Source organism: Flavobacterium davisii, from assembly GCF_042182265.1.
Lineage (GTDB): Bacteria > Bacteroidota > Bacteroidia > Flavobacteriales > Flavobacteriaceae > Flavobacterium > Flavobacterium davisii.
In genome coordinates, this window is the sequence record NZ_CP097869.1 from 2,632,440 (window position 1) to 2,646,558 (window position 14,119).

Here is a 14,119-nt window from a genome sequence, read left to right on the forward strand (position 1 = left end):
ACAGTAAAGCGAATGAAAAAATTAGGATTACTTGGTAAAAATATTTCATACTCTTTTTCTAGAAACTATTTTACAAATAAATTTAAAAAAGAATCTTTGGCCTCTATTTTTTCATATAACAATTATGATATTCAAAAAATAGATGAGTTTAAAAGTATAATCAATAAAGAACCTAATTTAATAGGTTTAAATGTTACAATACCTTATAAAGAAGAAATTATTCCTTATTTAGACGAGCTTTCAGAAACGGCAAAATACATTGGAGCGGTTAATACTATTAAAATTACAACAGATAAAAAATTAATTGGAGATAATACTGATTTTTATGGTTTTCAAAAATCACTTAGTCCATTGCTTCTTAATCATCATAAAAAAGCATTAATATTAGGTACTGGAGGAGCATCTAAAGCAGTTGCTTATGCTTTAAAAAATTTAGGAATTAATTTTTTATTTGTATCAAGAAAGCCATCTATTAATACAATTACCTATAATGATTTAGAGGCTACTATTTTAGCAGAATATACTATAATTATTAATTGCACTCCATTAGGTACCGCGCCTAATATTCAAAATAGTCCTTCAATTCCCTATGAGTTTATAACATCTAATCATTTAGTGTACGACTTAATATATAATCCAGAAAAAACAACTTTCCTTATAAAAGCTGAAAAAAGAGGAGCTATCATTAAAAATGGTTACGAAATGTTAGTATTGCAAGCTGAAAAAGCTTGGGAAATTTGGAATAAATAAAAAAAGAAATATTTAATTTTTAAAAATTCTTTATGGAATAAGAATATATATCTTTCCAAACTTCTTATAATTTAAAATTAAAAAAAGTACATTTGCCTCCTTAAAATATGAAATTATATGAGTGCAACTTGGTATGAATGCAAAGTTAAATTTAGAAAAACAGATGAAAATGGTGTACAAAAAGTTACAACAGAACCTTATCTAGTAGACGCACTATCTTATACCGAAGCTGAGTCTAGAATTACACAAGAAATGATGTCTTATCTTAGTGAAGAATTTAAAATAACAAATATTAAAGTAGCAAACTATGCCGAAATTCATCCTTTTGAAAATACAGACAGATGGTTTCGTTCTAAAGTCTCTTTAATTGCTTATGATGAAGAAAGCGGTAAAGAAAGAAAAACCAATTTATACTTACTAATACAAGCAAATGATGTGCGTGAAGCTTATGATAATACAGAAATAGCAATGAGAAATACAATGGGTGATTATACCATTCCAGCTATTTCAGAATCCCCTATAATTGACGTTTTTCCTTATTTTAGCGGCGATGAAAATGATTTAGAAGAAATAGAAAAGTTTAATAAATTAAAAGCATCTAAATTAGAAGTTACCCCTGAAATTACAGATCACATGGAATTTGAAAATGAAATTATAACAGAATATCAAGAATAATTTACTTTTAAAAAATCATTTATAAGTTTTCCTTTTATTCTTGTGGAGTCATAATAGTATAAATTCTATTAAATAATTATAAACAATTTTATCTGCTTTGCTTTACCTTAATTTAAAGCAAAGCAGATAAAAAAACTAGTTATCTTCATAACGTATTAATTAGTTCTTTAGGAATAGAAATACTACATTTAGGTAGGAGTTATTTATGAATAACCCTTTTATTTAATAAATTCTACCTTTTGATCTTCTGCATTTACACTATCAAAAAAGCCCTGAGAACGCATCCATTCATCATTGTATACTTTACTCATATAACGAGATCCATGATCAGGTAATATAGCTACTACGACACTATCTTTATTAAATTCACCCTCTTCATCATATAATCTAATAGCTTCTAAAACGGCTCCAGAAGTATAACCTGCAAAAATACCTTCCGTTTTTGCTAATTTTCTAGACATGTGAGCACTTTCCTCATCTGTAACTTTAATAAAACGATCTATGATATCAAAATCAGTAGCAGTAGGAATCAAATTTTTACCTAATCCTTCTATTTGATAAGGATAAATTTCATCTGAGTCAAACTCTTTTGTTTCATGGTATTTTTTTAATACAGAGCCGTAAGCATCTACTCCTAAAATTCGAATAGTAGGATTTTTTTCTTTTAAAAATTTTGCTGTACCAGATAATGTACCTCCTGTTCCTGAACAAGCAATAATATGAGTTACTTGGCCATTTGTTTGCTCCCAAATTTCAGGACCTGTAGTTTTATAATGCGCTTCAACATTTAATTCATTAAAATATTGATTAATATAAATAGATCCTTTTGTTTCTTCATGTAAGCGTTTTGCTACATTATAGTAAGAACGTTCATCGTCTGCAGAAACGTGTGCTGGACAGACATAGACTTTTGCGCCCATACTTTTAAGCATATCAATTTTATCAGGTGAAGATTTTGAGCTAACTGCCAAAACACAATTATAACCTTTTATAATACTTACCATAGCAAGACTAAAACCAGTATTACCAGAAGTGGTTTCAACTATTGTGTCTCCTGGCTTTAAAATTCCTCTACGTTCAGCTTCTTCAATGATGTATAAAGCAATTCTATCTTTTGTAGAATGACCTGGATTAAAAGCTTCTACTTTAGCATAAAAATTTCCCTTAAAGAAATTCGTTATCTTATTTAATTTAATTAAAGGCGTGTTTCCTATTAATTCTAAAATAGAGCTGTAAGCCTTAATTTCTGTCTTCATACAGTTTATTAATTTTTTCTGGATAATGAATTACAAAGCTATTAATTTTTTATCGTTTGATTCCTTCTAGTTGAAACAAAAACGAAAATTCTTTAGCAATTTCTTTTAAAGCTTCAAATCTCCCCGAAGCGCCACCATGTCCTGTATCCATATTAGTTTCTAAAAGTAATAAATTTTTATCAGTTTTTGTTGCACGTAATTTAGCAACCCATTTAGCAGGTTCCCAATATTGAACTTGCGAATCATGTAAACCTGTTGTGACTAGCATATTAGGATATTCTTTTGCCTCTACGTTGTCATAAGGTGAATAAGATTTCATATAATCATAATATATTTTATCATTTGGATTACCCCATTCATCATATTCACCCGTAGTTAAAGGAATAGAATCGTCTAACATAGTAGTTACTACATCTACAAATGGTACAGCTGAAATGATCCCATTATACAATTCAGGATTCATATTAATAATTGCTCCCATTAGCAAACCTCCTGCAGATCCTCCTTCAGCATATAAATGTTTTGTTGAAGTATATTTATTTTCAATCAAATATCTTGAACAATCTATAAAATCTGTAAAAGTATTTTTCTTTTTTAATAATTTTCCATCCTCATACCAAGGGCGACCTAAATCCTCTCCTCCACGAATATGAGCTATTGCATAAATAAATCCACGATCTAACAAACTTAAACGGGTTGTTGAAAAAGTACAATCCATTGAATAACCATAAGAACCATAAGCATATTGTAATAATGGATTTTTACCATTAAAATCCAGTCCTTTTTTGTATACTAATGAAATAGGGACTTTTACACCATCACGAGCTGTTGCCCACACTCTTTTTTCTTCATAATTATTTTTATCAAACGCCCCCCCTAAGACCTCTTGTTCTTTTTTAATTTCTTTTGCTTGTGTACGCATATTAAAATCAATTATTGAAGAAGGTGTTTTTAATGATTGATAACCATATCGTAAAATTTCTGTATCAAAATCAACATTGGTAGCTGTATAAGCAGTATAAGTTTCACTATCAAAAGGAAGATAATACTCTCCATCTCCGCTCCATGGCATAATACGCAATTGTGTTAAACCATTAAAACGCTCTTCAACTACTAAGTAATCCTTAAAAATTTCAATATCTTCTAATAAAACATCTTTACGGTGTGGCAAAACATCTACCCAATTTTCTTTTGAAGTAGTTGTTTCTAATGTTTTCATTAATTTAAAATTAATTGCTTTATCCTTGTTGGTCAATATATAAAAATAATCTCCAAAATGAGAAATAGAATATTCCAAACCGCGTATACGCTCTTGAAAAATGATAAAAGATTCGTCAGGTGTATTAGCATTTAAATATCGATACTCAGTAGTCATAGTACTTTGAGAACCAATTACTAAATATTTTTTCGATTTTTCTTTATAAATATATAGGCTAAAAGTTTCATCTTTTTCCTCAAAAACTAAAACATCTTCCGAAACATCTGTTCCTATTTTATGTTTATAAACTTTATTAGAACGAAGCGTTATAGGATCTTTAGTAGTATAAAAAATAGTTTGATTATCATTAGCCCAAACAGATCCACCTGTACAATTTTCTATTTTATCAGTTAAAATTTCGTTAGTCTCTAAATTCTTAATTTGAATAGTATAAATACGACGACTTACCGTATCTACCCCAAAACTAGCAAATTTATTATTAGGGCTAACACTTACACCTCCTAGCTGAAAATAAGAAAAACTTTTTGCCATTTCATTACAATTAAAAAGAATTTCCTCTACAGCTTCTAAGCTTTCTTTTCTACGAGAATAAATAGGGTAATCTCCTCCTTTTTCAAAACGTGTAATATACCAATACCCATTATAAAAATACGGTACAGATGATTCATCTTCTTTTATGCGCAACTTCATTTCCTCAAACAATTCATTTTGAAAATCTTTTGTATGCGCAGTCATTTTTTCATAATAGGCATTTTCAGCATTCAAATAATCAATTACTTCTTGATTTTCGCGATTATTTAACCAAAAATAATCATCTATACGCACATCATCATGAATTTGTAATTTTCGTGGTATAATTTTAGCCACAGGAGGTATAATGGTATCTGACATTTTATTATTTTTTGAATTGCAAATTTACACTTTCATAAATGAAATTAGTAAATTTGTGACGAAATTAAAACTAAAAAAATATGTTTGGAGATATTATGGGTATGATGGGGAAATTAAAAGAAACCCAACAAAAAATAGAAGAAACTAAAAAACGTTTAGATACCGTTTTAGTAGATGAAAAAAGTACCGATGGATTATTAGAAGTGACTTTAACAGCTAATCGTCAAATAAGAAGTATCAATATAAATGATCAATTGTTAGAAGATAAAGAACAGTTAGAAGATTATCTAGTAATGATATTAAACAAAGCTATTGAAAAAGCAACAGCTATAAACGAAGCAGAATTAGGTGCGGTTGCAAAAAGTGGCATGCCAAATATTCCAGGTATGGATGGATTATTTTAACAAAACCTTTAGAATCCTTTTTTAGTCTAAAAATATTTCTAACTAATTAAAAAATATTAGATTAAAAAAGGTTTTATTTTTTATTTAATTTTGATTTTATTAACTTGGGCAAATATTATTAACTGTAAATATCCTGCACCATGCAAGAAGAAATGAATGATAACCTGCTACAAGCAGATGGAAATGATCAAAATCTATCCCAATCACATACTCAATTGGCGATAGAAACCATCGAAAATTTAAATGCAGAAGTAAGCGAAGATAATACATTGGAAGAGGAACATGAAATTCCGATGAAAGATTATCATACTATGAGTATGGATTTATTGATTACAGAATTTGAGCAATTAATTTCTATTAATAAGATTATGGCCATTCGTAATCATATAGAAGAAATAAAATCTGCCTTTTTATCTAAATACAATCTTTTTATTGAAGAAAAAAGAGAAGAATTTCTTCAAGAAAATCCTGCGGAAGATTTTGAATACTACTATCCGACAAAAGCTAAATTTGATTCTTTATATAATGATTATAAAAACAAGAAAAATATTCATTTTAAAAATCTTGAAGCTAAATTAAAATCAAACCTTCAAAATAGATTATATTTAATAGAAGAACTTAAAACACTATTAGCATCCAATGCTGAAATAAAAGATTTACTAAAACAATTTAATGATATCCGTGATCGTTGGAAAAATGCAGGAGCAATTCCTAAAGATAAATACAATCATGTTTGGAATAATTATCATTTTCATGTAGAAAATTTCTATGATTTATTACATTTAGATAGAGAAGCACGCGATTTAGAATTTAAACATAATTTAGATAAAAAACTTAAGATTATTGAAAGAGCTAAAGCTCTTTTAAATGAACTAGATGTTTTTAAAGCCTTTAGAGAATTACAGTTATTACATAAAGTTTGGAAAGAAGAGATAGGTCCTGTGTCTAAAGAACATAGAGAAGAAATATGGAAAGCATTTAGTGAAGTAACAAAACAAATGCACGAAAAACGTGAAAATTTATTTGAACAACAACGTCTAAAGGAAGAAGAAAATTTAGTTATAAAAAAAGATATTATAAATCAAATTAATCAAGTTGCCGAAGAAAAAATAGCCATACATTCTTCTTGGCAAGGACAGATTAATAAAATAGAAAAGTTAAGAAAAGCTTTTTTTGAAGCAGGTAAAGTACCCAGTGAAGTAAATGAAGAAACTTGGGCCGATTTTAAAAATGCTGTTCGAAATTTTAATGCAAACAAAAACTCTTTTTATAAAGAAATTAAAAAAGAGCAGCAGTCTAATTTAGACAAGAAAAATGCTTTAGTTGCTAAAGCAAAAGAATTAATGAATAATGATAATTTTGAAGCAACAACACCTATTATGAAAAAAATCCAAGAAGATTGGAAATTAATAGGTCATGTTCCGAAAAAGTTTTCAGACAGTGTTTGGGCAGAGTTTAAAGAAGCTTGTAACCATTATTTTGATCGTTTAACAGCCTTTAGAAATCAAAACGAAGCAATTGAAATTATATCCTTTGATAAGAAAAAAGATTATTTAGAAGCTATTAAATCATTTACGCTAACAGGAGATCATAAAAATGATTTAGAAGCTATAAAGAAACATATTGAAACTTGGAAATCATTTGGTAAAGTTCCTTTTTCTAGACGTCATATAGAAGGGAAATTTAATAAAGTACTAGATGGATTATTTGAAAATTTAACTTCAAGTAAGCGTGAAGCAGAAATGATGCGTTTCAATAGCCGTTTAGAACAATTAACCCAAGAAGGAAAGAACAAAATTGATGGCGAAAAGATTTTCATTCAACGAAAAATAGAAGAAGTTCAAAATGAAATTTTTCAACTAGAAAATAATATCCAATTCTTTTCAAATGCAAAAAAAGATAATCCTATGATTATTGAGGTTAAGAAAAATATTGAACGAAATAAAGAAGAATTAGCTATGTGGAAGGAAAAGTTAAAACAAATTTTCAGCCTTTAATTTAATAGATAATATATAAAATATTATCTCAAACCCATTTATAGCCACATTCAGAAATAAAATATTTCAATAAAATTAAAGATTAAGATCTTCTTGCTTCTGAATTTAAACCCCATTTTTAAGACTTTTCTTCTAAAATGGGGTTTAATGTTTTAACCTATATTAATATTACAATAAAAGATCCGAGAGCTTTGTTAAAATAAATAAATTAGATGATATTTATTTGTGTTTAGCACCATTTATTTACTTCTTTAGAACTATCTTTTGTAGAAAATAAGATTATAATCTTTTAGATCAACCTGATTGAGGATAAAAAATATTTTTTTAGATTATCTTTTTGCTTAATCCCTTTACCCTCCTTATCCAGAAAAGCTGAGTATCAATATATAAAAAAAACCGATAAATTTAATTTATCGGTTTTTATTTCGTGGGGAGAGCAGGATTCGAACCTGCGAAGGTTTCCCAACGGATTTACAGTCCGTCCTCGTTGGCCGCTTGAGTATCTCCCCCTCACTAACTGTGATTGCTTGATTGCGATGCAAAAATACAGTTGTTTTTTAAATTAACAAGCTTTTTTTTATCTTTTTTTATATTTTTTTTTCAAATACTTGTTATTGAGTTTTTTAGTTATTGTTTTAGTATGCCAAATTATGCTATTTTATATTATGTTTTTATTAGATCGTATAAAAAATGAATCTTATACTAACTAAAAATGGTTGTTCGAAAAAAACGCCCCTGTTATGCTTGCAAAAGAATAGAAAATCCCCACAATTATAATGATCAACATAACTATTTGTAAGGTAGCCTTAAATAAATTAAAGACTGAGTTTTTACCTTCGAACAACCTTTGATTAATTCTTATTTTAAAAATAATTAAATAAGATATTTTTTAAAAGTCAAATTTTTCCCTTAATTTCTTTTTTATATTTGTTTAACAATGCTTTTGTCATTCCTAAATTAGCTTTTGTAGAATCAACAGCTAAATAAATAAAATATTCATTATTTTCAGAAATATCTATAATATGAATTTGAGATTTTAAATTAATTAAGATATCTTCAATAGATTCGTTTAATCCTAAAGCATTGATAGCATTCAATTTAGCTTTTACAACTTCAAGGTTAAATGCAGATCCTAATTCAGGATCAAAATTAGGATTAACTGATAGGGTAAAGTAAGAAATTCCACTCTTAATTTCAGAAACAGCAACAGCTATAAAACCAGGGACGTTGTTTCTTAAGTCCTCACCAAATTGTTTTAAAAAATTTGACATACGTTTGATTATTAAGTTAAAAATTAATTTTATTTTTGGGGATTTAAACATTGATTATTTTAATCATGACAAATATAAACAAAATTTTGAACAATCATACAATATGATGAATGAATTTGAAGATTTAGGTATACGTTTTAATAGATATTTAATATCAAAAGGATTAGGTGTTAATCAAATTGCTAGAATGTTAGAGCTATCCGGTAGTCAAATTAGCAATATTAAAAATGGAAAGGTTTTTGGAACAGATAAAATGTTCAAAATATTGAATACTTTTACTGATTTAGATGCTAATTGGTTATTTCGTGGCGAATCTATGGAACATCCTGAAGTTGATATTAACAGATTGGAATATATCATTGAATTACAAAAAGAGCGTATTATAGACCTTAAAAAAGAAAACGCAGAATTGAAGAAGTTATTAAAAACGAATACCTCTAAAATGAACTAGATGGTATTAGTTTAACTAATATAATTCCATATATTTTTTTTCTTATTTAAAGCTATAAATATTTGTTTTAGTTTTTGATGAGCTGGTTTGTCCATAGTAGGATCCTCTTTTAGTAATCGAATAGCATGATGTCTTGCTAACTGTAAAATATCACGATCTTTTACCAAATCAGCAATTTGTAAGTTTAGTACACCGCTTTGCTGAGTTCCCATGATATCACCTGGACCGCGGAGTTTTAAGTCAACTTCTGAAATTTCGAAACCATCGTTAGTTTTGCACATGGTTTCCATTCTTATTTTACTTTCATTACTAAGTTTAAGACCTGTCATTAAGATACAATAGCTTTGTTCAGCTCCTCGCCCTACACGACCTCTTAATTGATGTAATTGGGAGAGGCCAAAACGTTCTGCGCTTTCTATAATCATAACGGAAGCATTAGGGACATTTACACCTACTTCAATTACAGTGGTTGCCACCATAATGTTTGTTTTTCCTTCTGCAAAACGATTCATTTCTTCTTCTTTTTCTGTTGCTTTCATTTTGCCATGTACTATTGAAATAGCATATTTAGGCAAAGGAAAATCTCTAGAAATACTTTCGTAACCATCCATTAAATCTTTATAATCCATAGATTCTGATTCTTGAATTAGAGGATATACTATATAAACTTGTCTTCCTTTATCAATTTCATCTCGCATGAATTTCCAAACTTTTAGTCTATTACTATCATAACGATGTACGGTTTGTATAGGTTTTCTACCAGGTGGAAGCTCGTCAATTACAGAAACGTCTAAATCACCATATAAACTCATAGCTAAGGTTCTGGGAATAGGAGTAGCAGTCATGACTAATATATGCGGTGGAAGTTCTGCTTTTTTCCATAATTTACTACGTTGTTCTACTCCAAAACGATGCTGTTCGTCTATAATGGCTAGTCCTAGATTTTTAAATTGTACTTTGTCTTCTAATATGGCATGGGTACCTATTAATATATGTAAACTTCCATTTTGTAGTTCTTCATGGATTATTTTTCGATCTGAATTTTTAGTGGAACCAGTAAGCAATTTTATATTTATATTAAGAGGCTTAGCTAATTCAGTAATTCCGTTAAAATGTTGAGTGGCTAAGATTTCTGTAGGTGCCATAATACAAGCTTGAAATCCGTTATCTAAAGCTAACAGCATGCTCATTAAGGCTACAATTGTTTTACCGGAGCCTACATCTCCTTGTAATAAGCGATTCATTTGGGCTGGATTTCCTAAATCATTTCGAATTTCTTTTAATACTTTTTTTTGAGCATTAGTTAAGTCAAAGGGGAGGTATTGAGTATACATTTCATTAAAATAATGACCTACTTTTTCAAATGGATATCCTTTAATTTTGTGTTTTCGTACTAAATTTTTGGAGATTAATTGTAATTGAATAAAAAAAAGTTCTTCAAATTTTAATCTAAATTGTGCTTTTTGTAATAATTCTTGACTTTTAGGAAAATGAATATTGAATAATGCGCTGTTTTTAGGAATCAGTTGTAATTCTTCTAAAAGATAAGGAGGGAGGGTTTCAATAAATAAAGTATGGGTTTCAATAAAAAGTTGTTGCATCATTTTATTGATAACTTTATTAGAAATTCCTTTATTCTGTAATTTTTCAGTTGAAGGATAAACGGCTTGCATTGCTGTACGCAAATTGGCTTTGTGTTCGTCTAGCAATTCCATTTCAGGATGTGGCATTGAGAATTGATTATTAAAGGCATTTGTCTTACCAAATATTACGTAAGGCGTATTTATTTTTATATTTTCACGTATCCATTTAACACCTTGAAACCAAACTAATTCTATTTCACCTGTATCGTCTATGAATGAGGCTACTAAACGTTTTTTCCCTTTACCAAATTCAACTGTTTTTAAATGAATAATTTTGCCTATAATCTGAACTTCGCTATTGCTAGGCATTAATTCATTAATTTTATAATAACGCGTTCTATCTATATACCGATTGGGATAAAGATTAACCAAGTCGGCATATTTATATATATTAAGTTCTTTTCGTAATAACTCCCCGCGTTGTGGACCAACACCTTTTAGATATTCTATAGGAGTTTCTAATAATGACATTTTTAATACAATCTGGTTAATTTAACAATTTAATTTTTTTTTAATAGATCTACATACCAAAAACCATAATGAAGGGGAGTTTGATTTGAATTTGTATTACAAACTTGATTTGAGTTATCTGATTGAGGCTGTTTATAAGATCTGTATACTATTTCTCCTATCTCAAATTCAATGGGTTTTGAGAAAATAGGACCATCAAAGGTAAATGTATGAAATTCGCCGTTTTCACCACAAACATCTACATTCTCAGGTAGATCATTTAAAAATTGAGAATCTATAATCCGCCCTACAAAACTTTTATCTAAATATTCTTCATTAACACAGGTTACAATAGTTTTAAAACCTAGGTCTAAAAAGGTGTGAATTAATTGTGTTGTATCTATTTTCCATAGAGGAAAAACGGCTGTAATATTCAATTCTTTTAGTTTATTTTCACGATAACTGCGTAAGTTTTCTAAAAAAATATCGCCAAAAATGGAATATGAAACACCTTTATTCTTAAAGTCAGATAAGGTAGTCTGCATGATTTTTTCATAAATTTCCATTGTAGGCATTTCAGGAATTTCCATTTTATGTAATGGTATTTTTATACTTTTTGCCTGTTCTTCTAAAAGTTCAGTACGAACGCCGTGCATAGAAATACGGTTGTAATGCTTATTAACACTTGTTAATAGACTGACTATTTCATATTCATTTGTTTGCAAAATTGTATATAACGCTAGTGCTGAATCTTTTCCGCTACTCCAATTAAAAATGGCTTTTGACTTCAATTTTTGATATTTTAGGGTAAACTTACAAAAACATTGTATTTTTAGAAAGTAAATTAGTAATTCTAATTGATAAAGGAGAATTTTTAATTATTATAATCGTATTAAACCCTGATTACGCATTAGAAATTTATTAAAAATAAAAAGGATACTTTTTTGACCTCAATTAAGTTTTACTAAATACTAAATCAGAGTTTAAAGAATATTAAAAGTAGGGGAGAGGGAATAATATAAAGGAAAGTTTCTTTAACGACTTGTAAATTAAACCTAAATAGTAGAAAATTAAACTAACAGGTTTATTATATTCAATTTCTTAAGTATATATTGTTTTTATTATTTATAAAAAAAGAATACTATTTGTTCTGCTGCAATTTTCTGTAGATACTTTAATTTTTTTGTATAGTAGGCTCTAATATAAAAACGAATTTGAAATAGTTTTTTATTAAAGTTTTAGATGATTAAAATTTATAATAAAAGAGGCTGTCTGAAAAAAAACTTGTTTTGTCATTTTTAAACTAAGGAAAAGAAATTATATAATCTTTTTACAAGTTTAAATAATGTCCTAATTCTTATTTTCAGACAGCCTAAATAGTATAATTTATAAGAGAATTTTATTTGTTTTAGATGTGTACTTAATGTTATATAGTATACATTTTTTTTCTCATTTCTTGAATTTTATCATCTTCAAGGTATTCATCAAAAGTCATGTAGCGATCAATAACCCCGTTAGGTGTTAATTCTAAAATACGATTTCCAACTGTTTGTGCAAATTCGTGGTCATGTGTTGTGAATAACACAGATCCTTTGAAATTTTTTAATGAATTATTAAAAGCGGTAATAGATTCAAGGTCTAGATGGTTCGTAGGTTCGTCTAACATTAATACATTGGCACGTAACATCATCATTCTAGAAATCATACAACGTACTTTTTCACCTCCTGATAATACACGTCCTGTTTTTAGTGCTTCTTCACCTGAAAAAATCATTTTACCTAAGAAACCACGTACATAAACTTCATCACGTTCTTCTTCTGTTTTAGCCCACTGACGCAACCAATCTACTAATGTATAATCATTTTGAAAAAAGTTGTGGTTATCAGCAGGTAGATAGGATTGATTGGTGGTAACTCCCCAGTCAAATGTACCTGAATCAGCTGTTAAATTACCGTTTATAATTTCATAAAAAGCAGTGGTTGCACGAGAGTCTTTAGAAAATACAACAATTTTATCTCCTTTAGCCATATTTAGGTCGACATTTTTGAATAAAACTTCGCCATCTAAAGAAGCGGATAGATTTTGAATATTCAAAATTTGATCACCTGCTTCGCGTTCTTGATCAAATATAATAGCAGGATAGCGACGGCTAGAAGGTTTAATGTCGGAAATATTTAATTTTTCGATCATTTTCTTACGAGATGTTGCTTGTTTAGATTTTGCAACGTTTGCAGAAAATCGACGAATAAATTCTTCTAATTCCGCTTTTTTCTCTTCTGCTTTTTTGTTTTGTTGTGCACGTTGTTTAGCAGCTAATTGTGATGATTCATACCAAAATGTATAGTTACCTGAATAGTGGGTTATTTTACCAAAATCAATATCAGATACATGTGTACATACTGCGTCTAAAAAGTGACGGTCGTGCGAAACTACTAATACGGTATTTTCATAATTAGCTAAGAAGTTTTCTAACCAACCAATAGTTTCAAAGTCAAGATCATTAGTAGGCTCGTCCATAATAAGCACATCTGGATTACCAAATAAAGCTTGTGCTAATAAAACACGTACTTTTAATTTTCCTTCCATTTCGCTCATTAAGGTATAATGATAATCAGATCCAATACCTAAATTAGATAATAGGGTAGCAGCATCAGAGTCTGCATTCCAACCATTCATTTCTTCAAATTGAATCTGTAATTCTCCTATTCTGTCAGCATTGGAATCGTTATAGTCTAAATATAACGCATCCATTTCTTTTTTAACAGCATATAAGACTTTATTTCCCATTAATACAGTTTCTAAAACTGTATGTTCATCAAACATGTTGTGATTTTGGTTTAAAACAGACATACGTTTACCAGGCTCTAAAATTACATGTCCAGAAGTAGGATCAATATCGCCTGATAATATTTTTAAAAATGTTGATTTTCCCGCACCGTTTGCCCCAATAATACCATAACAGTTACCTTGTGTAAAAGTTACGTTTACTTCGTCAAACAAAATTCGTTTACCAAATTGTACTGATAAATTTGAAACTGTTAGCATTTTTTATTTTTTTAAAGCGTTGCAAAAGTACTAATTAGTAATCAGTAATTAGTAATTAGTTGTTAG

General features: G+C 28.7%; 11 protein-coding genes and 1 tRNA gene. 5 read left to right on the plus strand and 7 right to left on the minus strand.

What is annotated here, in order from left to right; genetic code table 11:
• Positions 1-12: 12 nt before the first annotated feature.
• A complete protein-coding gene (locus NAB20_RS11210) occupies positions 13-750 on the plus strand; it encodes a shikimate dehydrogenase (RefSeq protein ID WP_105197140.1) in 738 nt (245 codons plus the stop codon).
• 117 nt (positions 751-867) lie between these two features.
• A complete protein-coding gene (locus NAB20_RS11215; protein ID WP_088395115.1) occupies positions 868-1,425 on the plus strand; it encodes a DUF4494 domain-containing protein in 558 nt (185 codons plus the stop codon).
• Between the two features lie 218 nt (positions 1,426-1,643).
• Here NAB20_RS11215 and NAB20_RS11220 read toward each other — a convergent pair whose 3' ends face one another.
• Both NAB20_RS11220 and NAB20_RS11225 read right to left on the minus strand, forming a co-directional pair.
• Positions 1,644-2,681, minus strand: a complete 1,038-nt coding sequence (locus tag NAB20_RS11220; protein WP_105197139.1) for a PLP-dependent cysteine synthase family protein — start codon at positions 2,679-2,681, stop codon at positions 1,644-1,646.
• A gap of 49 nt (positions 2,682-2,730) precedes the next feature.
• Positions 2,731-4,791, minus strand: coding sequence for a S9 family peptidase (locus tag NAB20_RS11225; RefSeq protein WP_127823062.1), 2,061 nt, complete (start codon positions 4,789-4,791; stop codon positions 2,731-2,733).
• Positions 4,792-4,871: 80 nt separating this feature from the next.
• Between NAB20_RS11225 and NAB20_RS11230 the strand changes: the two genes are divergently transcribed.
• Together NAB20_RS11230 and NAB20_RS11235 are read left to right on the plus strand one after the other, a co-directional pair.
• A complete protein-coding gene (locus NAB20_RS11230; RefSeq protein WP_105197137.1) occupies positions 4,872-5,195 on the plus strand; it encodes a YbaB/EbfC family nucleoid-associated protein in 324 nt (107 codons plus the stop codon).
• 140 nt (positions 5,196-5,335) lie between these two features.
• Positions 5,336-7,192 carry a DUF349 domain-containing protein gene (locus tag NAB20_RS11235; RefSeq protein ID WP_105197136.1) on the plus strand — a complete coding sequence of 619 codons (1,857 nt, stop codon included), beginning with the start codon at positions 5,336-5,338 and terminating at the stop codon, positions 7,190-7,192.
• Between the two features lie 428 nt (positions 7,193-7,620).
• On the opposite strand, the gene NAB20_RS11240 is transcribed toward NAB20_RS11235, so the two are convergent.
• Both NAB20_RS11240 and NAB20_RS11245 read right to left on the minus strand, forming a co-directional pair.
• A tRNA-Tyr gene (locus NAB20_RS11240) sits at positions 7,621-7,701 on the minus strand.
• Between the two features lie 387 nt (positions 7,702-8,088).
• The gene (locus NAB20_RS11245) at positions 8,089-8,463 is read right to left on the minus strand and encodes a hypothetical protein (RefSeq protein ID WP_127823061.1); all 375 of its coding nucleotides are present in this window, start codon (positions 8,461-8,463) and stop codon (positions 8,089-8,091) included.
• Positions 8,464-8,467: 4 nt separating this feature from the next.
• Between NAB20_RS11245 and NAB20_RS11250 the strand changes: the two genes are divergently transcribed.
• Positions 8,468-8,914 carry a helix-turn-helix transcriptional regulator gene (locus NAB20_RS11250; protein WP_375605148.1) on the plus strand — a complete coding sequence of 149 codons (447 nt, stop codon included), beginning with the start codon at positions 8,468-8,470 and terminating at the stop codon, positions 8,912-8,914.
• An 11-nt stretch (positions 8,915-8,925) separates the two neighbouring features.
• On the opposite strand, the gene recG is transcribed toward NAB20_RS11250, so the two are convergent.
• From recG to NAB20_RS11265, 3 genes are all read right to left on the minus strand, one after another.
• A complete protein-coding gene (recG, locus tag NAB20_RS11255; RefSeq protein WP_105197039.1) occupies positions 8,926-11,028 on the minus strand; it encodes an ATP-dependent DNA helicase RecG in 2,103 nt (700 codons plus the stop codon).
• 29 nt (positions 11,029-11,057) lie between these two features.
• Positions 11,058-11,798: a diphthine--ammonia ligase gene (locus NAB20_RS11260; RefSeq protein ID WP_105197040.1), complete on the minus strand. Its 741-nt coding sequence runs from the start codon at positions 11,796-11,798 to the stop codon at positions 11,058-11,060.
• Between the two features lie 635 nt (positions 11,799-12,433).
• The gene (locus NAB20_RS11265; protein ID WP_088394127.1) at positions 12,434-14,053 is read right to left on the minus strand and encodes an ABC-F family ATP-binding cassette domain-containing protein; all 1,620 of its coding nucleotides are present in this window, start codon (positions 14,051-14,053) and stop codon (positions 12,434-12,436) included.
• Positions 14,054-14,119: the final 66 nt, after the last annotated feature.

Coding starts and splice junctions, on each gene's coding strand:
- NAB20_RS11245 (WP_127823061.1), bottom strand. CDS start 8,463: ATGTCAAATTTTTTAAAACAATTTGGTGAGGACTTAAGAAACAACGTC.
- NAB20_RS11265 (WP_088394127.1), bottom strand. CDS start 14,053: ATGCTAACAGTTTCAAATTTATCAGTACAATTTGGTAAACGAATTTTG.
- NAB20_RS11215 (WP_088395115.1), top strand. CDS start 868: ATGAGTGCAACTTGGTATGAATGCAAAGTTAAATTTAGAAAAACAGAT.
- recG (WP_105197039.1), bottom strand. CDS start 11,028: ATGTCATTATTAGAAACTCCTATAGAATATCTAAAAGGTGTTGGTCCA.
- NAB20_RS11230 (WP_105197137.1), top strand. CDS start 4,872: ATGTTTGGAGATATTATGGGTATGATGGGGAAATTAAAAGAAACCCAA.
- NAB20_RS11210 (WP_105197140.1), top strand. CDS start 13: ATGAAAAAATTAGGATTACTTGGTAAAAATATTTCATACTCTTTTTCT.
- NAB20_RS11220 (WP_105197139.1), bottom strand. CDS start 2,681: ATGAAGACAGAAATTAAGGCTTACAGCTCTATTTTAGAATTAATAGGA.
- NAB20_RS11225 (WP_127823062.1), bottom strand. CDS start 4,791: ATGTCAGATACCATTATACCTCCTGTGGCTAAAATTATACCACGAAAA.
- NAB20_RS11235 (WP_105197136.1), top strand. CDS start 5,336: ATGCAAGAAGAAATGAATGATAACCTGCTACAAGCAGATGGAAATGAT.